The sequence below is a fragment of the Wolbachia endosymbiont (group A) of Lasioglossum fulvicorne genome, from assembly GCF_964028605.1.
GTDB lineage: Bacteria > Pseudomonadota > Alphaproteobacteria > Rickettsiales > Anaplasmataceae > Wolbachia.
In genome coordinates this window covers 554,684-573,738 of sequence record NZ_OZ034798.1, presented here as the reverse complement: position 1 = coordinate 573,738, position 19,055 = coordinate 554,684, and the positions used below count along the sequence as shown (strand labels likewise).

15 protein-coding genes and 8 pseudogenes are annotated in these 19,055 nt (G+C 36.6%); 9 read left to right on the top strand and 14 right to left on the bottom strand.

Annotation, left to right across the window (positions count from 1 at the left end):
* Positions 1 to 20 precede the first annotated feature (20 nt).
* The 3 genes and pseudogenes from ABWU71_RS03115 to ABWU71_RS03105 all read left to right on the top strand — a co-directional run.
* Positions 21 to 508, top strand: a pseudogene (locus ABWU71_RS03115) (IS630 transposase-related protein); the annotation flags it as partial.
* Between the two features lie 64 nt (positions 509 to 572).
* A protein-coding gene (locus ABWU71_RS03110) for an IS5 family transposase (RefSeq protein WP_353284758.1) occupies positions 573 to 1,365 on the top strand; the annotation gives its coding sequence in 2 pieces (ribosomal slippage) (positions 573 to 836 and positions 838 to 1,365; 792 coding nt in all).
* Between the two features lie 9 nt (positions 1,366 to 1,374).
* Positions 1,375 to 1,746: pseudogene (locus tag ABWU71_RS03105) on the top strand (transposase); the annotation flags it as partial.
* 62 nt (positions 1,747 to 1,808) lie between these two features.
* Here the strand turns inward: ABWU71_RS03105 and ABWU71_RS03100 are convergent.
* The 5 genes and pseudogenes from ABWU71_RS03100 to ABWU71_RS03080 all read right to left on the bottom strand — a co-directional run.
* Positions 1,809 to 2,132 (bottom strand): annotated as a pseudogene (locus ABWU71_RS03100) (transposase); the annotation flags it as partial.
* A gap of 27 nt (positions 2,133 to 2,159) precedes the next feature.
* A protein-coding gene (locus ABWU71_RS03095) for an IS630 family transposase (RefSeq protein WP_353284076.1) occupies positions 2,160 to 3,019 on the bottom strand; the annotation gives its coding sequence in 2 pieces (ribosomal slippage) (positions 2,160 to 2,695 and positions 2,695 to 3,019; 861 coding nt in all).
* Positions 3,020 to 3,081: 62 nt separating this feature from the next.
* Positions 3,082 to 3,553 (bottom strand): annotated as a pseudogene (locus ABWU71_RS03090) (IS5 family transposase); the annotation flags it as partial.
* Between the two features lie 31 nt (positions 3,554 to 3,584).
* The gene (locus ABWU71_RS03085) at positions 3,585 to 4,085 is read right to left on the bottom strand and encodes a hypothetical protein (protein ID WP_353284757.1); all 501 of its coding nucleotides are present in this window, start codon (positions 4,083 to 4,085) and stop codon (positions 3,585 to 3,587) included.
* A 69-nt stretch (positions 4,086 to 4,154) separates the two neighbouring features.
* Complete coding sequence (locus tag ABWU71_RS03080) at positions 4,155 to 5,480, bottom strand: pyruvate dehydrogenase complex dihydrolipoamide acetyltransferase (RefSeq protein ID WP_353284885.1); 1,326 nt, start codon at positions 5,478 to 5,480, stop codon at positions 4,155 to 4,157.
* A gap of 70 nt (positions 5,481 to 5,550) precedes the next feature.
* Between ABWU71_RS03080 and ABWU71_RS03075 the strand changes: the two genes are divergently transcribed.
* Positions 5,551 to 6,042, top strand: a complete 492-nt coding sequence (locus tag ABWU71_RS03075; protein WP_353284756.1) for an SH3 domain-containing protein — start codon at positions 5,551 to 5,553, stop codon at positions 6,040 to 6,042.
* Between the two features lie 195 nt (positions 6,043 to 6,237).
* Here ABWU71_RS03075 and ABWU71_RS03070 read toward each other — a convergent pair.
* The 5 genes and pseudogenes from ABWU71_RS03070 to gatB all read right to left on the bottom strand — a co-directional run bounded on the left by ABWU71_RS03070 (position 6,238) and on the right by gatB (position 10,610).
* Positions 6,238 to 7,030 (bottom strand): IS5 family transposase gene (locus tag ABWU71_RS03070; RefSeq protein ID WP_265023453.1). Its coding sequence is split into 2 segments (ribosomal slippage): positions 6,238 to 6,765 and positions 6,767 to 7,030, totalling 792 coding nucleotides; the frame shifts between segments, so codons are not numbered across the junction.
* Between the two features lie 73 nt (positions 7,031 to 7,103).
* Positions 7,104 to 7,427, bottom strand: a pseudogene (locus ABWU71_RS03065) (transposase); the annotation flags it as partial.
* Positions 7,428 to 7,454: 27 nt separating this feature from the next.
* A protein-coding gene (locus tag ABWU71_RS03060; RefSeq protein ID WP_353284076.1) for an IS630 family transposase occupies positions 7,455 to 8,314 on the bottom strand; the annotation gives its coding sequence in 2 pieces (ribosomal slippage) (positions 7,455 to 7,990 and positions 7,990 to 8,314; 861 coding nt in all).
* A gap of 62 nt (positions 8,315 to 8,376) precedes the next feature.
* Positions 8,377 to 8,848: pseudogene (locus ABWU71_RS03055) on the bottom strand (IS5 family transposase); the annotation flags it as partial.
* Between the two features lie 337 nt (positions 8,849 to 9,185).
* Positions 9,186 to 10,610 carry an Asp-tRNA(Asn)/Glu-tRNA(Gln) amidotransferase subunit GatB gene (gene gatB, locus ABWU71_RS03050; RefSeq protein WP_353284755.1) on the bottom strand — a complete coding sequence of 475 codons (1,425 nt, stop codon included), beginning with the start codon at positions 10,608 to 10,610 and terminating at the stop codon, positions 9,186 to 9,188.
* Between the two features lie 1,057 nt (positions 10,611 to 11,667).
* On the opposite strand from gatB, the gene ruvX reads away from it, so the two are divergent.
* Complete coding sequence (gene ruvX, locus ABWU71_RS03040; RefSeq protein WP_353284754.1) at positions 11,668 to 12,123, top strand: Holliday junction resolvase RuvX; 456 nt, start codon at positions 11,668 to 11,670, stop codon at positions 12,121 to 12,123.
* A gap of 59 nt (positions 12,124 to 12,182) precedes the next feature.
* Positions 12,183 to 13,042 (top strand): IS630 family transposase gene (locus ABWU71_RS03035; RefSeq protein ID WP_353284455.1). Its coding sequence is split into 2 segments (ribosomal slippage): positions 12,183 to 12,507 and positions 12,507 to 13,042, totalling 861 coding nucleotides; the frame shifts between segments, so codons are not numbered across the junction.
* A gap of 89 nt (positions 13,043 to 13,131) precedes the next feature.
* Here ABWU71_RS03035 and ruvC read toward each other — a convergent pair.
* Genes ruvC through ABWU71_RS03020 form a run of 3 tightly spaced genes read right to left on the bottom strand, consistent with a single transcriptional unit; the run spans position 13,132 to position 15,026 of the window.
* Entirely contained in the window at positions 13,132 to 13,620 is a 489-nt protein-coding gene (ruvC, locus tag ABWU71_RS03030; RefSeq protein WP_353284753.1) for a crossover junction endodeoxyribonuclease RuvC, read from the bottom strand.
* Entirely contained in the window at positions 13,621 to 14,448 is an 828-nt protein-coding gene (locus ABWU71_RS03025; RefSeq protein WP_353284752.1) for a cytochrome c oxidase subunit 3, read from the bottom strand.
* Positions 14,449 to 14,495: 47 nt separating this feature from the next.
* Positions 14,496 to 15,026, bottom strand: a complete 531-nt coding sequence (locus ABWU71_RS03020) for a TenA family protein (protein WP_353284751.1) — start codon at positions 15,024 to 15,026, stop codon at positions 14,496 to 14,498.
* 50 nt (positions 15,027 to 15,076) lie between these two features.
* On the opposite strand from ABWU71_RS03020, the gene ABWU71_RS03015 reads away from it, so the two are divergent.
* A protein-coding gene (locus ABWU71_RS03015) for an IS5 family transposase (protein WP_265023453.1) occupies positions 15,077 to 15,869 on the top strand; the annotation gives its coding sequence in 2 pieces (ribosomal slippage) (positions 15,077 to 15,340 and positions 15,342 to 15,869; 792 coding nt in all).
* A gap of 7 nt (positions 15,870 to 15,876) precedes the next feature.
* Positions 15,877 to 16,050: pseudogene (locus tag ABWU71_RS03010) on the top strand (TrkH family potassium uptake protein); the annotation flags it as partial.
* Between the two features lie 286 nt (positions 16,051 to 16,336).
* On the opposite strand, the gene mgtE reads toward ABWU71_RS03010, so the two are convergent.
* Complete coding sequence (mgtE, locus tag ABWU71_RS03005; RefSeq protein WP_353284749.1) at positions 16,337 to 17,707, bottom strand: magnesium transporter; 1,371 nt, start codon at positions 17,705 to 17,707, stop codon at positions 16,337 to 16,339.
* A 153-nt stretch (positions 17,708 to 17,860) separates the two neighbouring features.
* On the opposite strand from mgtE, the pseudogene prfB reads away from it, so the two are divergent.
* Positions 17,861 to 18,965 (top strand): annotated as a pseudogene (prfB, locus tag ABWU71_RS03000) (peptide chain release factor 2).
* Positions 18,966 to 19,055: the final 90 nt, after the last annotated feature.

The window sequence follows — 19,055 nt, the reverse complement described above, 5'->3', positions numbered from 1 at the left end:
GACGATGATAAGGAGGTTGAGTGCCAGCAGCATATAGTTATGACTTAAGGAAAAAAGCAATGGAAGCGCTAGAGGAGGGAGGAAGCAGAGAAACAGTGGCAGCAAGATTTAAAATTGGACGAACTACTTTATGGGAGTGGCAGCAAAGAAGAAAAGAAACAGGAGACTTTCAATCAAAAAAACTTGGAAATGGAGGTTACAATCACAAAATTACCGACTGGGATGCCTTTGCTAAATTTGCCAGAGAAAACGGAGGAAAGACTCTGTCGGAAATGGCTAAACTTTGGGGCAACGTTAGTATCCAAACGATCCACCGAGCTCTCAGAAAAATTGGATTTACGCGCAAAAAAAGACATATGGATACAAGGAAAGAAACGAAGAAAAACGTGCTGAATTCTTAAAAATTATAGCAACAAAAGAACCAGAAAACTTAGTTTATATAGATGAGTCTGGCATTGATAACACAGAGGACTATCCATATGGGTATTGCCAGAAAGGACAGCGGTTTTAGAACCTGTACATGATCTCAAGAAAGGAATAAACTAAGAGATAATATATATAAGTTAGGATATATGAGGAGTTTATACCCAAGTGATATAAGTCGGGAAAGATTTGAGATTATGTTACCAGATCTAGAGTCCTGTAGAAAAAAAACAAAACCAAGGAAACTTGATTTGTATGATGTATTTTGTGGAGTGTTATACGTTCTGAAAAGCGGTTGTCAGTGGAAAATTCTACCAAAAGAGTTTCCAAAATGGCGCAATTGTTACGACTATTTTAAGAAGTGGAGTGAAAAACCAGATGCAGATAAAGAAAGTGTTCTGGAGCTGGTGTTAAAAAAAAATAGTTGGCGTGGTCCGACAAAACAATGTTCGGAAAGAAAAAACCAGCTTCTGCATAATTGATGCACAGAGTGTAAAAAATGCAGATACTGCTGAAGAAAAAGGCTATGATGCAGGCAAAAAGATTTCAGGAATAAAACGCCATATTGCAGTAGATACGCAAGGTTTGCCCCATGCAATTTATATAACAACAGCAGAGATAACTGACCGTAGCAGTGCTGTGAGAATGGTCGAAAATGCAAAAGAAAACCTCTCGGGAGTTAAAAATGTACTGGTTGATGCAGGCTATACTGGAGAGAATTTTGCAACTCAAATAAAAACGATTATTGGTGCAACCGTTGAAGTGATAAAAAGAAATGAATTACATTCCTTTGTTGTATTGCCCAAAAGATGGGTTGTGGAGCGATCTTTTGCTTGGTTAGAAAAATGTAGAAGATTGTGGAAAAATTGTGAGCGAAAACTCAATACTAGCCTACAAATGGTCGTTCTGGCTTTCACTGCCTTACTTCTGAAAAGATTATGAACAGGCTCTTATGGCCTAAAATCTGGAAAGAAAACTCAACGAATCAGTATGGTTGCAGCCTTAAGTAGAAGAAAGATAGTTGCTCCATTAACCTTTGAAGGCCACTGTAATATGGATGTTTTTAATGGATGGTTTGAGCAATTTTTGACACCGATCTTGGAACCTGGACAGACTGTCATTCTTGACAATGCTACTTTTCATAAGTCTGGTAAGATTATCGAGCTTGCTAGAGGAGTTGGTGCAGAAATTTTGTATCTGCCGCCGTATTCTCCAGATTTCAACAAAATTGAGCATCATTGGTTTGCTATAAAAAACAGAGCTAGGAAAAACATTCCTCTATTCGAATCCTTTCGTCGTGCTGTTGATTCTGCCTTCCTATGACCTGTTCGGACTATTATGAGAAATGCTATACATCTAACAATGTTTGAATTATTAGAGCCTGTTCATAATCTTTTCAGAAGTAAGGCAGTGAAAGCCAGAACGACCATTTGTAGGCTAGTATTGAGTTTTCGCTCACAATTTTTCCACAATCTTCTACATTTTTCTAACCAAGCAAAAGATCGCTCCACAACCCATCTTTTGGGCAATACAACAAAGGAATGTAATTCATTTCTTTTTATCACTTCAACGGTTGCACCAATAATCGTTTTTATTTGAGTTGCAAAATTCTCTCCAGTATAGCCTGCATCAACCAGTACATTTTTAACTCCCGAGAGGTTTTCTTTTGCATTTTCGACCATTCTCACAGCACTGCTACGGTCAGTTATAGCATTTCTCATAATAGTCCGAACAGGTCATAGGAAGGCAGAATCAACAGCACGACGAAAGGATTCGAATAGAGGAATGTTTTTCCTAGCTCTGTTTTTTATAGCAAACCAATGATGCTCAATTTTGTTGAAATCTGGAGAATACGGCGGCAGATACAAAATTTCTGCACCAACTCCTCTAGCAAGCTCGATAATCTTACCAGACTTATGAAAAGTAGCATTGTCAAGAATGACAGTCTGTCCAGGTTCCAAGATCGGTGTCAAAAATTGCTCAAACCATCCATTAAAAACATCCATATTACAGTGGCCTTCAAAGGTTAATGGAGCAACTATCTTTCTTCTACTTAAGGCTGCAACCATACTGATTCGTTGAGTTTTCTTTCCAGATTTTAGGCCATAAAACCGCTGTCCTTTCTGGCAATACCCATATGGATAGTCCTCTGTGTTATCAATGCCAGACTCATCTATATAAACTAAGTTTTCTGGTTCTTTTGTTGCTATAATTTTTAAGAATTCAGCACGTTTTTCTTCGTTTCTTTCCTTGTATCCATATGTCTTTTTTTGCGCGTAAATCCAATTTTTCTGAGAGCTCGGTGGATCGTTTGGATACTAACGTTGCCCCAAAGTTTAGCCATTTCAGACAGAGTCTTTCCTCCGTTTTCTCTGGCAAATTTAGCAAAGGCATCCCAGTCGGTAATTTTGTGATTGTAACCTCCATTTCCAAGTTTTTTTGATTGAAAGTCTCCTGTTTCTTTTCTTCTTTGCTGCCACTCCCATAAAGTAGTTCGTCCAATTTTAAATCTTGCTGCCACTGTTTCTCTGCTTCCTCCCTCCTCTAGCGCTTCCATTGCTTTTTTCCTTAAGTCATAACTATATGCTGCTGGCACTCAACCTCCTTATCATCGTCTATCCTTACCTTATCACATCCGGACTTCTATGAAAAGAGCTATATCTCTGCTGTTGTTATATAAATTGCATGGGGCAAACCTTGCGTATCTACTGCAATATGGCGTTTTATTCCTGAAATCTTTTTGCCTGCATCATAGCCTTTTTCTTCAGCAGTATCTGCATTTTTTACACTCTGTGCATCAATTATGCAGAAGCTGGTTTTTTCTTTCCGACCATTGTTTTGTCGGACCACGCCAACTATTTTTTTTTAACACCAGCTCCAGAACACTTTCTTTATCTGCATCTGGTTTTTCACTCCACTTCTTAAAATAGTCGTAACAATTGCGCCATTTTGGAAACTCTTTTGGTAGCATTCTCCACTGACAACAGCTTTTCAGAACGTATAACACTCCACAAAATACATCATACAAATCAAGTTTCCTTGGTTTTGTTTTTTTTCTACAGGACTCTAGATCTGGTAACATAATCTCAAATCTTTCCCGACTTATATCACTTGGGTATAAACTCCTCATATATCCTAACTTATATATATTATCTCTTAGTTTATTCCTTTCTTGAGATCATGTACAGGTTCTTAGACTTATCGCTTACATCTGAAATATTGCTTTTTTCACTACATGAAGACGAATTACTCGACATATTGCCTAAGCTGAAGAGCTTTTTACCTTGATAGATTGGATTCCAATCAAGTGGATTATAAGCTTTAGCTTTTTTATCAAGAGTACTGCTACTAACATCACTGCATGAAGATATGCCACTATCCCCTGAATCACGGCGTTGTTTGTTAGGAGTGCTATGAATGTTGTCTTCCATGAGTTTTTGCATTGTTGGGCCAAATGTTCTTCCAAGATTGTTACTCACTGTTTTATTACTATCATTTGCTTGAGAATGAGGTGCATTTCGCTCAAAAATTGCTTTTATTCCAGCAAATTTAGCTTGGGAAGATTTCGGAGGAACAGGTGGAGCAACCATACCTTTTGAATTAATCTTTCCTTCATTTTTAGGAAAAATTTTTGGATTATTTTTTTCTACTGTAGTATTCATTTTTTTACCTCTAAGCCTATTAACTAGTAGAATTATAAACTTAGAGGTATTAATTTTGTAATAACGATGCTAATAAGTTACCGCAGTTTCAATAAACATCACCAGAGGATTCTCTATATAATGCTTAAAGGCATTTAAAAACTTTGCTCCGAGTGCCCCATCAACTGCTCTATGGTCAACAGAGAGCGTTACTGTCATTATTTCTGCTATTTCTATTTTGTCATTTACAATAACCGGTTGCTTTTTGGATGCACCAACTGCCATTATACAAGATTGTGGTGGATTGATTATAGCACTGAAGGCTTTTATACCAAACATGCCTAAGTTGGAGATAGTAAACCCTCCTCCTTGAAACTCTTCAGGTTTCAATTTTCCAGATCTTGCTCTGCTTACTAAATCTTTCACTTCTTTTGATATAGATAAAATACCCTTTTTATCAGCACTTTTTACTATAGGAGTAATTAGCCCATCTTCAAGTGCCACAGCAATTGAAATATCTACATTCGAGTATTTAAGTATTTTATTATCTATCCACGAAGAATTTATATCAGGAAATTTTTTCATACTGAAGGCCACAGCTTTTATTACTAAGTCATTAATTGTTACTTTATTGTTTTCATCTGCTGAGTTAATCTCGTCTTTTAACGATATTAACTTATCAACCTGGCAGTCTACAGTTAAATAAAAATGTGGAACATTCTGTTTTGATTCAGTCAGGCGCTGTGCTATCACTTGGCGCATGTTGCTTACTTCAACTATGGTATCTTTCTCAGGACTTTCAGTACGTATACCACTGCCTAAAAACTCCAACACATCAGCCTTAATTATGCGACCATATGGTCCTGTACCTTTTAATTGCTGCACATTAACCCCTTCATTTTGAGCTATTTTCTTAGCTAATGGGCTTATTTTTATTCTACCTTCTGTTCCTTCCTCTTTTCTAGATCCCAGTGTCAAGCACTGGGATGACATTGAAGAGTTGGATGACATTGGAGGGTTGGATGATATTGAAGAATTGGATGATATTGAAGAGTTGGGTAACATTGAAGAGTTGGATGGCACTGAGGAATTGGTTTCAACTTCTTTCTTAGCTTCAATATTGGTGGCAGAAGCTGAAACATAGTTATCGAGTGCACTTTCACCTTCTCCTTCTTCCAGCATTAAAGCTATTGGTTGATTTACAGGCACGCCACTTGTTCCTTCTGTTACTAAAATTTTTGCTACAACTCCTTCATCTACAGATTCAAACTCCATTATGGCTTTATCAGTCTCTATCTCAGCAATTACGTCGCCTACTTCAACTTTGTCTTGTTCTTTTTTATGCCACTTTACAATTTTTCCTCCAGTTTTGCTCATTGTCGGTGAAAGAGCAGGCATTAATATTTCTATAGGCATTGATTTTGCATTTAAAGATCTATTCAATTTTTAATTTACTCTTTATCTTATGTCAACCTAATCGTGAATTATGATGAATAAGTCTGTTACACTATCCCTCACGTTATCCCAGCGCGTAACACTGGGATCTTGGTTCAGTACTATTATCCTATTGTTTTTATTATTTAGCCCTAGCTTGTTTGCTAGCAACTTTGTTTCAACTAAATCAAATAAGATCAACATGAGAACGGGGCCAGGGTTTCACTATCCTGTAAAATGGATATACACTTGCAAAAATCTGCCCCTGAAAGTGATAGAAGAGTTTGAGAGTTGGAAAAAGGTCTGTGATGCACATGAAGACTGCGGATGGATAAAAGGCAATCTTCTTAGTGATAAGCGCTACGCGATTGTAAAAGAAGATACTTATGGATATCAAAAACAGAGTGTAGACAGCAAGATTACTATGAAAATAGACAAGTTTGTTGTAATGAAAATAGAAAAGTGCAACGAAGAATGGTGCTTTCTTTCCACCCCAAAACGCAAAGCATGGGTACAAAAAAAACATATATATGGGGTTGATTAGGTTGACAAAAGATCTGGATTAACACTAGTTTCCGGACCTTCTGTAGCATGCTCTTCATGTGAAGCAGAGGATGCACTGACTTCTTCATGCTCTGGAGACTGTACAGGGCTATCACAGAAACTCCTTAACACCTCCTCAGCGGATGAATCTAAAATTTGTACAATAGACTTTTCACTTTGTTCTCTTAGAGCCTGTTCATAATCTTTTCAGAAGTAAGGCAGTGAAAGCCAGAACGACCATTTGTAGGCTAGTATTGAGTTTTCGCTCACAATTTTTCCACAATCTTCTACATTTTTCTAACCAAGCAAAAGATCGCTCCACAACCCATCTTTTGGGCAATACAACAAAGGAATGTAATTCATTTCTTTTTATCACTTCAACGGTTGCACCAATAATCGTTTTTATTTGAGTTGCAAAATTCTCTCCAGTATAGCCTGCATCAACCAGTACATTTTTAACTCCCGAGAGGTTTTCTTTTGCATTTTCGACCATTCTCACAGCACTGCTACGGTCAGTTATCTCTGCTGTTGTTATATAAATTGCATGGGGCAAACCTTGCGTATCTACTGCAATATGGCGTTTTATTCCTGAAATCTTTTTGCCTGCATCATAGCCTTTTTCTTCAGCAGTATCTGCATTTTTTACACTCTGTGCATCAATTATGCAGAAGCTGGTTTTTTCTTTCCGACCATTGTTTTGTCGGACCACGCCAACTATTTTTTTTTAACACCAGCTCCAGAACACTTTCTTTATCTGCATCTGGTTTTTCACTCCACTTCTTAAAATAGTCGTAACAATTGCGCCATTTTGGAAACTCTTTTGGTAGCATTCTCCACTGACAACCGCTTTTCAGAACGTATAACACTCCACAAAATACATCATACAAATCAAGTTTCCTTGGTTTTGTTTTTTTTCTACAGGACTCTAGATCTGGTAACATAATCTCAAATCTTTCCCGACTTATATCACTTGGGTATAAACTCCTCATATATCCTAACTTATATATATTATCTCTTAGTTTATTCCTTTCTTGAGATCATGTACAGGTTCTTAGAGCCTGTTCATAATCTTTTCAGAAGTAAGGCAGTGAAAGCCAGAACGACCATTTGTAGGCTAGTATTGAGTTTTCGCTCACAGTTTTTCCACAATCTTCTACACTTTTCTAACCAAGCAAAAGATCGCTCCACAACCCATCTTTTGGGCAATACAACAAAGGAATGTAATTCATTTCTTTTTATCACTTCAACGGTTGCACCAATAATCGTTTTTATTTGAGTTGCAAAATTCTCTCCAGTATAGCCTGCATCAACCAGTACATTTTTAACTCCCGAGAGGTTTTCTTTTGCATTTTCGACCATTCTCACAGCACTGCTACGGTCAGTTATAGCATTTCTCATAATAGTCCGAACAGGTCATAGGAAGGCAGAATCAACAGCACGACGAAAGGATTCGAATAGAGGAATGTTTTTCCTAGCTCTGTTTTTTATAGCAAACCAATGATGCTCAATTTTGTTGAAATCTGGAGAATACGGCGGCAGATACAAAATTTCTGCACCAACTCCTCTAGCAAGCTCGATAATCTTACCAGACTTATGAAAAGTAGCATTGTCAAGAATGACAGTCTGTCCAGGTTCCAAGATCGGTGTCAAAAATTGCTCAAACCATCCATTAAAAACATCCATATTACAGTGGCCTTCAAAGGTTAATGGAGCAACTATCTTTCTTCTACTTAAGGCTGCAACCATACTGATTCGTTGAGTTTTCTTTCCAGATTTTAGGCCATAAAACCGCTGTCCTTTCTGGCAATACCCATATGGATAGTCCTCTGTGTTATCAATGCCAGACTCATCTATATAAACTAAGTTTTCTGGTTCTTTTGTTGCTATAATTTTTAAGAATTCAGCACGTTTTTCTTCGTTTCTTTCCTTGTATCCATATGTCTTTTTTTGCGCGTAAATCCAATTTTTCTGAGAGCTCGGTGGATCGTTTGGATACTAACGTTGCCCCAAAGTTTAGCCATTTCCGACAGAGTCTTTCCTCCGTTTTCTCTGGCAAATTTAGCAAAGGCATCCCAGTCGGTGATTTTGTGATTGTAACCTCCATTTCCAAGTTTTTTTGATTGAAAGTCTCCTGTTTCTTTTCTTCTTTGCTGCCACTCCCATAAAGTAGTTCGTCCAATTTTAAATCTTGCTGCCACTGTTTCTCTGCTTCCTCCCTCCTCTAGCGCTTCCATTGCTTTTTTCCTTAAGTCATAACTATATGCTGCTGGCACTCAACCTCCTTATCATCGTCTATCCTTATCTTATCACATCCGGACTTCTATGAAAAGAGCTATATCTCTGCTGTTGTTATATAAATTGCATGGGGCAAACCTTGCGTATCTACTGCAATATGGCGTTTTATTCCTGAAATCTTTTTGCCTGCATCATAGCCTTTTTCTTCAGCAGTATCTGCATTTTTTACACTCTATGCATCAATTATGCAGAAGCTGGTTTTTTCTTTCCGACCATTGTTTTGTCGGACCACGCCAACTATTTTTTTTTAACACCAGCTCCAGAACACTTTCTTTATCTGCATCTGGTTTTTCACTCCACTTCTTAAAATAGTCGTAACAATTGCGCCATTTTGGAAACTCTTTTGGTAGCATTCTCCACTGACAACCGCTTTTCAGAACGTATAACACTCCACAAAATACATCATACAAATCAAGTTTTCTTGGTTTTGTTTTTTTCCTACAGGACTCTAGATCTGGTAACATAATCTCAAATCTTTCCCGACTTATATCACTTGGGTATAAACTCCTCATATATCCTAACTTATATATATTATCTCTTAGTTTATTCCTTTCTTGAGATCATGTACAGGTTCTTAGCTGATTTTTTCTCTGTGAATAGGCGGAAAGAATACTCTCTATCTACTGCATGTTTAGGAAACAGCATTAGCCATCTCGCTTGATACATAATACCATGAAAGGTGCGCTTAACCGCCGAGCAGGATAATCTTACAGGCATCCTCAACCTCACATAATTTTAAAAATAGTACCAACAAATGGTAAAAAAGTTATATATCATGATATACAGATATCGTAACAAAGACCTTGGAATATCTACGAGATATGCTGTTATGTAAATAAAAAAATGTGACTAATTACTTAATCTCTCACTCAAAACCAAGTTCACGACATCGGGGCTGGCTTTTCCCTTAGTGGATTTCATGACTTCGCCGACAAAGAATCCGTATAACTTTGTTTTACCACTTTTGTATTCTTGAACTTTATCTTGGTTGTTATTGATGATTTTGTCGATAACTTCTGCTATTTGACCTTTATCTGTGATCTGTTTTAGGTCCTGCTCTTCTATAATTAAAGATGCAGGTTTGCCAGTTTCAAACATACTATCGAATACTTGTTTGCCAAGTTTAGCAGAGATCGTTCCATCAACGATAAAATCTAAGAGTTCGGACAAAGCATCCGCTTTGATTGGAGAGCTCACAATATCAATACCTGCTTTATTTAAACGACCAAAAAGCTCTACGGTTAACCAGGTAACCGCGAGCTTTGAATCATGTTTTTTTATCAATTCCTCAAAGTAATCAGCGATTGCCTTATCGGAAGTAATGACGTTTGCATCGTATTCGTTGATACCCAATTCTTCAATGTATCGCAGCTTTTTTTGATCTGGTAACTCGGGCAAAGATGATTTAATAGAATCGATTTTATCCTGGCTTACCTCAATTGGCAACAAGTCAGGTTCAGGGAAGTATCTATAGTCGCTTGCATCCTCTTTGTTTCGCATCACTTTTGTTTTTCCCGAAGCAACATCAAACAATAAGGTATCTTGACTTATTTCTTCCCCACTTTCTAAAATTTTAATTTGTCTTTGTATTTCATAGTCTATAGCTTGCACAATATAACGTATCGAGTTCAGATTTTTTATCTCACAACGAGTGCCAAATGTGCTACTGCCTTTTGGGCGGACAGAAACATTTGCATCACAACGAAGTGATCCCTTTTCCATATCACCATCACACGAACCAATGTAACGCAAAATCTGCCTCAATTTTTTCATGCATTCTGCAGCTTCCGCAGATGAACGGAGATCTGGTTCTGAAACAATTTCCATTAAAGCAACCCCTGCACGATTTAAATCCACATAAGTTTTGCTTTCCTCATGAATGCTCTTTCCTGCATCTTGCTCTAAATGAATTCTCGCGATTCTTATTTCTTTTTCATTATCGTTGATAAATACTCTACCATTTTTAACTATTGGCTCAAAAAACTGGGTTATCTGGTAACCTTGCGGTAAATCAGGATAAAAATAATTTTTCCGATCAAAGTAAGAACACTTATTAATTTCTGCAGAAAGTGCAAGACCAGTGCGTATTGCTTGCTCTATGCAGTAATAATTTAGTATTGGCAGCGTACCTGGCATTGCCGCATCAACTAGAGAAACTTGAGTGTTATGCTCAGCACCAAACTCCGTTGATGAGCTAGAAAATAGCTTCGTATTAGAAGAAACTTGAGCGTGCACCTCAAGCCCAATTACCGCTTCCCAATCCTCTTTCGTCATGTATTTTATTTAAATGATAATCTTAATATTTTGCAAAATTAACACAAAAAGTCAAAACAAAACTCATGTTAGCTAAGTGGTATGCAGATTGTTCTACCCATAGAAACAGATTAAATGCAAAACTTACTTGACACCCTTCGCCAGCCCCCTTATTATGAAACTGAAGCTATATTATTTAACTTCCCAATCTGTGCAGATTAAAACGACAAGAAAACTTGTATTTGGCGTACTGTGCTTAATTTTTTGCACTATGTGTACCTTATGTCTTTATCAAATTTCTAGGTTTTTACCTATATAAGCTGAAACGCGCTTATAAAGCGTTCAAGACATCACCCAACGTCAAATTTTAAAATAGAGAGTGAATAACTAGCTACTGCGGGTTTTCTGTGCCTTTTTTTTCTGCCTGGTAAATTTCTTAAACATTTATAGCTAAGGTTAGTCGCATTTAAAAGCAGCTAAATTGCAGCGTTTAAGACTTAAAAAACGCCAATACTGAAAATAGACAATGACTAGGGCTTCTTTTGCCTTTTTTTTATTTGGTAAATTTCTTAAATATTTATACTAAAAGAGCCCAAGAGAGGTGTCATTCCAGTGCTTGACACTGGAATCCAGCCTTTATTATGCAGCCACTTGGTTGAAATTAAGTCTTCTGGATACCAGTGTCTGGGCACTGGGATGACAGGAGAAGGCACTGGGATGACACCATTCTTTTTCCTGGATCCAAGTAGTCAAGCTACTCGGATGACAGGCTGGCCTGACAACCGTCATCCCGCTGCTTGTTAGCGGGATCTAGAGATACCGCGAATGAATCGCGGTATGACGGCTAAGTAGGGTGTCATCCCAGTGTCAGCTACTCGGATGACATCATAGGGGCACTGCCGTCATAAAGGAACCAGTGTCAGCTGCTTGGATGATACCTTTTTTCTACTTAGTTTTGGTTATGCAAGAAGTCTATTGCATTCCTGAGCAATTTGATTCATTATTCTTTTTGTAAAAAATTTTCTTAACTTTCTCTCTACTTTTTTTGGGTAAGGTCACTTTAAAGGAAGTCTAATAGATGCTACATAGAAATCCAGATGAGTTTCTAAAGTCTATTCCAAAAGATAAGCGCATAATGTGCCTTGACATGGGAGAAAAGCAAATAGGCATAGCATTTAGCGATAAAACACAGCTCATAGCCACAGCTCATAGCATATATCACAGAAAAAATATGAGCAAAGATTTAGGTTATCTGCATAGAATATTCAAAGAAAATGAATCTGGATCAATGGTAATAGGACTACCATTAAAAATGGACGAGCAAGAAACTAAATGGTGTAAAACCATAATCCAATTCGCAAATAAAATGATAAAAAAATATGAAGTAAATATATACTTACAAGACGAAAGCTTCTCAACATCTATCGCAACTCATACACTAAAAATTACTGGAATATCAATCACAAAATCGAAAAAAATAGATGATAAAATCTCCGCATGTATTATTTTGCAACGAACGTTAGATAAGATATAGCTCTTTTCATAGAAGTCCGGATGTGATAAGATAAGGATAGACGATGATAAGGAGGTTGAGTGCCAGCAGCATATAGTTATGACTTAAGGAAAAAAGCAATGGAAGCGCTAGAGGAGGTAGGAAGCAGAGAAACAGTGGCAGCAAGATTTAAAATTGGACGAACTACTTTATGGGAGTGGCAGCAAAGAAGAAAAGAAACAGGAGACTTTCAATCAAAAAAACTTGGAAATGGAGGTTACAATCACAAAATCACCGACTGGGATGCCTTTGCTAAATTTGCCAGAGAAAACGGAGGAAAGACTCTGTCGGAAATGGCTAAACTTTGGGGCAACGTTAGTATCCAAACGATCCACCGAGCTCTCAGAAAAATTGGATTTACGCGCAAAAAAAGACATATGGATACAAGGAAAGAAACGAAGAAAAACGTGCTGAATTCTTAAAAATTATAGCAACAAAAGAACCAGAAAACTTAGTTTATATAGATGAGTCTGGCATTGATAACACAGAGGACTATCCATATGGGTATTGCCAGAAAGGACAGCGGTTTTATGGCCTAAAATCTGGAAAGAAAACTCAACGAATCAGTATGGTTGCAGCCTTAAGTAGAAGAAAGATAGTTGCTCCATTAACCTTTGAAGGCCACTGTAATATGGATGTTTTTAATGGATGGTTTGAGCAATTTTTGACACCGATCTTGGAACCTGGACAGACTGTCATTCTTGACAATGCTACTTTTCATAAGTCTGGTAAGATTATCGAGCTTGCTAGAGGAGTTGGTGCAGAAATTTTGTATCTGCCGCCGTATTCTCCAGATTTCAACAAAATTGAGCATCATTGGTTTGCTATAAAAAACAGAGCTAGGAAAAACATTCCTCTATTCGAATCCTTTCGTCGTGCTGTTGATTCTGCCTTCCTATGACCTGTTCGGACTATTATGAGAAATGCTATAAATACAATCAAATAGTTTTTTCAGATCTGAAAATCTTCAAACTGAATCTCATATAAAAGTTACTCAACAAAACAAGAACCTTTCGTATAAGCATGACAAATTGCTACAGCAAGAGCGTCAGCAGCATGGTGGCATTTTATACTCAAATTTTTAACTATTTGCTTCACCATAAATATAATCTGATCCTTATCAGCATGGCCATTTCCGGTAATGCTTTTTTTTACATAGTTTGCATCATATTCATTCATAGTTAGCTTTGTTATTTTTAACGCTAAAATTACAACCCCTCTTGCATATCCTAAAGTTAGTGAAGATTGAGGATTTTTATTAACAAAAATTTTCTCCACCGCAGCTTCATTCGGAGAGTATAGGGAAATTACTTTCTTTAATTGTTCAAAAATTATATGTAGGCGTTCACCTGTACCCAATTTACCATCAGTTGATATGGTACCGCCGCCCAAAAATTCAATATTATTTTTTTCGTTCAGGCTGATAATGGCCCACCCAGTCTTGCTTATTCCTGGATCTAGACCTATTATTTTAACCACTTAATAAACGCTTAACCAATAGACAAACAAAAATAAAAATATCCAGACTACATCTACAAAGTGCCAATACCAGGAGGCAAACTCAAAGCACAAATGGTCCTGAAGTGTAAATTGGCCTTTCCGTGCTCTAAATAAACACACTGATAAAAATATTATTCCTATTATAACGTGTGCGCAGTGAAAACCGGTAATCATATAAAAATTGGATGTATAAATAAGCTTTTCTCCTGTTTCTTGTAGAGAAAAACTCGCTTCATGATACTCTATTGCTTGCACTATTATAAAAAAAACCCCAAGCAATATAGTTATGGACAGCATTTTAATCATGCTCTTCTTATCATTTTTAAGTAAAGAGTGATTTGCCCAAGTAATTGTTGTACCAGAAAGCAATAATATTAACGTATTCATGAATGGTAGTGACCACGGATCAGGTGGCAAAATTCCCTCAGGGGGCCATTCAACTTTTTTTGCAGGAGAAAACGCCTCAAATAAAAAAACTGGATCAAGCCAGGCTTTAAAGAATGAACAAAAGAACACTATAAAAAATATGACCTCCGAGAGAATAAATAAGTACATTGCAAATTTGAGTCCATGTTTTACAATGGCAGTGTGACATTTGTCATAAATGGCCTCCCTTATTACATCTCTCCACCAATAAAACAGCACCCCTGATACTGCGGAGATTCCCAAAACTAAACAAAACATTCCGAAAATTTGTTTATGAAGCGCGCCAACTAATCCCAGTGCAAGAATAAGAATTGCTGCTGATATAGCAATTGGCCAAGGGCTTGGATCCACTAAATGAAAATCATGTTCTTTACTTTTCATAGCATTTTAAAAAATACTTATTAAGGATACAAATTAGCTTAAAATTGTCAATATTCCTTAAAATCTTGATTTAATCTTGAAAAATTATATGCACCGTTCAAAAAATCCAACACAAATTGTGCAGTTATTCTAAACAACTCAAGCATTCTGCTCTTTTCATTTTCTCTTGCTCTGCTGCAATATTCATCAACAATATTTTCCAAAATAATGCATCCAGACTTTACTGAATCACTGTAACAAAAATCAAACCAATCCCTATATCTATTATTTTTCTTGAATCTATTTTTCATGCTATCAACGACAGTCTTGTATATAAACATGCAAGAATACAAAACCGTCATAGCCTCATAGGTATTACTATACGAGATGGATAAAAGAAAATTAGTGAAATTAAAACACTCAAGAGATTTCTTTCCACGACTTATACCGTACATAGTAAAGTAGTAGTCATATAGCATTCTATTAACAGTCACTACTCTTTGGGCTACTTCAGCAAGCGAGATAATACTACTATAATCTTCCATTCTGGATGCAGTAATTAAGGTGGTACGAATATAATCACCTAAGAACCTGTACATGATCTCAAGAAAGGAATAAACTAAGAGATAATATATATAAGTTAGGATATATGAGGAGTTTATACCCAAGTGATATAAGTCGGGAAAGATTTGAGATTATGTTACCAGATCTAGAGTCCTGTAGAAAAAAAACAAAACCAAGGAAACTTGATTTGTATGATGTATTTTGTGGAGTGTTATACGTTCTGAAAAGCGGTTGTCAGTGGAGAATGCTACCAAAAGAGTTTCCAAAATGGCGCAATTGTTACGACTATTTTAAGAAGTGGAGTGAAAAACCAGATGCAGATAAAGAAAGTGTTCTGGAGCTGGTGTTAAAAAAAAATAGTTGGCGTGGTCCGACAAAACAATGGTCGGAAAGAAAAAACCAGCTTCTGCATAATTGATGCACAGAGTGTAAAAAATGCAGATACTGCTGAAGAAAAAGGCTATGATGCAGGCAAAAAGATTTCAGGAATAAAACGCCATATTGCAGTAGATACGCAAGGTTTGCCCCATGCAATTTATATAACAACAGCAGAGATAACTGACCGTAGCAGTGCTGTGAGAATGGTCGAAAATGCAAAAGAAAACCTCTCGGGAGTTAAAAATGTACTGGTTGATGCAGGCTATACTGGAGAGAATTTTGCAACTCAAATAAAAACGATTATTGGTGCAACCGTTGAAGTGATAAAAAGAAATGAATTACATTCCTTTGTTGTATTGCCCAAAAGATGGGTTGTGGAGCGATCTTTTGCTTGGTTAGAAAAATGTAGAAGATTGTGGAAAAATTGTGAGCGAAAACTCAATACTAGCCTACAAATGGTCGTTCTGGCTTTCACTGCCTTACTTCTGAAAAGATTATGAACAGGCTCTTACAAACTCTGGCCCGGGATTTAGTAATTTAATAGGCCCTTCGGGTAATTATTCCTCTTTCAGTAATGAAGTAAAATTATTTCTATCGTTTTTAATGCTGCTTGGCAGACTTGAAATATTGCCAATCTATTTTTGTATAGGCAATTTATTCTTATTTAATAGAAAGAAATAGGTATCCGTTCAGCAGAGTGGCAGTAAGGTAGACGAGAAAAGATAACTATAGGAACAAATGGGTGTCATGCCAGTGCGTGACACTGGCATCCAGTCCTTTCACGCAGTTCCATCAAAAACGTTGTAAAGCGCTTTCGTGTTTACCAACTTAGTGCCCAATCTGGATCCCAGTGTCAAGCACTGGGATGACATCATAGGAGGGGCACTGGGATGACACCATCTGCCACGCAAATTGCCTGCAAATTGCAATGTTCGTACAGTTGTGGGCGGTATAGCTATAGATAGTGTCAACTGTTTAATAAAAAGATCGTAGCTAAACCAAGAAATATAAAAGCTGAGAGAATATCAGTTGTTGCCGATGTTAGGATTGAAGAAGAAACGGCAGGGTCAGACTTTAAGCGATGAAGCATTATAGGAATGAAAGTTCCGATGAACGTTGCAATAATTGACATCATAATCATGGAGACCACAAAAATCATCTCCACTTTGAAGTTGTGAAACCTTATTGCTAATACTATTAATGAAATAGTAGATAAAATCACCCCGTTTATAAGACCTATTAAAAATTCTTTCATCAGTATTCTTTTTGCATTTTGCTCAGTTAGATATTTTGTTGCGATTGCCCGGATGGTTAGCGTTACTGTTTGGGATCCTGCATTTCCGCTCATTGATGCAATTATCGGCATGATTATTGGCAGCACTATAAAACTTTTTATTACGTCATCGAAAAAGCCAACTACTATGGAACACATTGTTGCAGCTAAGAGGTTAAACAGTAACCAAGGTAGCCTTTTAATTATAGTTTTATGTATAGGGGCATTTATATCGGCTTTAGAAGATACACCGCTTATTTTGAGTACGTCCTCTTCTGTTTCTTGTTGAACAACTTTTATCACATCTTCAATTAAGATCACACCAATAATTTTACCATTCTTATTTACTACCGGAGCTGATAATAGAGAGTAATCTTTAAATATTCTTGCTACTTCCTCTTGGTCTACTCCAGTTTTAATGATTTTTATGTCATGATCCATTATCTCTTTTATTATTGTGTCTCCTGAGTGAGATATTACCTTATTTAAATTAACACTGCCTATAGGCTCTAATTTTGAGTTGATAATGAATATCTGGTGAAATTTTTCTGGTATTTTTTTATAGTTGCACACAAATTCTGTCAGTTGATTTATTGTCCAATAATATGGAGCTATAACCATATCTTTATGTATTAACCTTCCTGCACTTTCTTCTGGGTATGATAGCAACTCCTCTACTGATTTCTGAGTCTTGCTGGGCAAATAGTAAAGTATATTTTCTACAGACTTTCTATCTAAATCTTTCACTATGGTTACTATATCTTCTACATCAAGGAGCATTAGTAACTTTGCTGTATTTTCTATTCCCAATGTTTCTATGATCTCTATTTGTAAATCTGGCACTACATGCACTAGGGCATCACTTAACAAGTGTTGATCGAGGATATTAACTAATTTCTCCCTGTGATCACTGATCGAAGTAGATAAAAAATAAGCTAACTGAACACTGTCTATCGTTTTTACAATATTACGAACATTCTCTAGCTCCTCGTTATCAAGTGACTCTATTAAGTCATCAATAGCCTTTTTGTCTAAACCATAATGGGAACTTATTTCAATATTCATTACTTTACCTTATTTTTTAATAAATATACGCGCTTGATTCCCTTAAACATTAAAGTATAATGAAATTATTTAAATTAACTATCATATGGTTAAATTTCTATTTTGTTTACTGTTATTGTTATTGATAGTAAATATATTAAAATCTAAAGTATAATGAAAACTTATCCAGAAATTCTTGAACACTTTCAAAGCTTAAATAAAAGTATTTCTCTTATCAGGAGGTGTCTTTGACATAGAAAAATTAAAGTTGCGTCTTGAAGAGCTTGACTCCCAAGCGTTGAATGATGACCTATGGCAAGATAACCAAAAAGCACAAGAAGTTTTAAAAGAACGTTCTAAAATTAAGAATGACGTAGAGTCGTTTTTAAAGTTGGAAAGTGATTACAATAACGCTATCGATTTAATGAAATCTGCTATTGATGAAAATGATGAAGAGTTTTTCTCTGAAGTTAAAAATGAGCTGATAAAGTTAGAGAAATTAATCAAGTGTAAAGAAACATAGTCCCTATTTACTGGTGAAGCAGATAATAATAACTGCTTTTTAGAAATCCACTCAGGAGCTGGCGGAACCGAGAGCAATGATTGGGCTGAAATGCTGATGCGCATGTATATAAGGTGGGCAGAAATTTATCACAACTTTAAAGTTGAAGTTGTAGAAAAATTAGAAGGAGAGTCGGTTGGTATAAAGTCTGCAATGATAAAAATCGTTGGAGAAAAAGCTTATGGGTGGGCAAAAAGTGAAAGTGGAATTCACAGGCTGGTTAGAATATCGCCATTTGATGCAAATGGTAAACGTCATACCAGTTTTGCAAGTGTAGGAGTAACTCCAGTGATCGAAGATTCAATTGATATTGCTGTGGATGAAAAGGATCTAAAGATCGACACCTACCGAGCTTCTGGAGCAGGCGGTCAGCATGTGAACAAGACTGAAAGTGCGGTACGCATTACGCATATTCCAACTGGTGTTGTAGTTCAATGCCAAAATGGTCGTTCTCAACACAGAAATAAAGATGAGGCGTTAAAATTACTTAAAGGACGTTTATACCAAATTGAACTGGAAAAAAAAGAACAGAAAATGGCTGAAGAATATGGTAAAAAATGCGATATAGGCTGGGGCAATCAGATCAGATCGTACGTTATGCATCCATATCAAATGGTGAAGGATTTAAGAACCGGACATGAAGTGGGCAATATAAATTCTGTTTTTGATGGTAATATAGATTGTTTCATAGTTAGTGTGCTTACTAAGCAAAATTAGACTTTTATAGCTAAAGTTCACCGACAATCGTCATCCTGCTACTTGTTAGCGGCTGAGATACCGCGAATGAATCGCGGTATGACGGTTCGT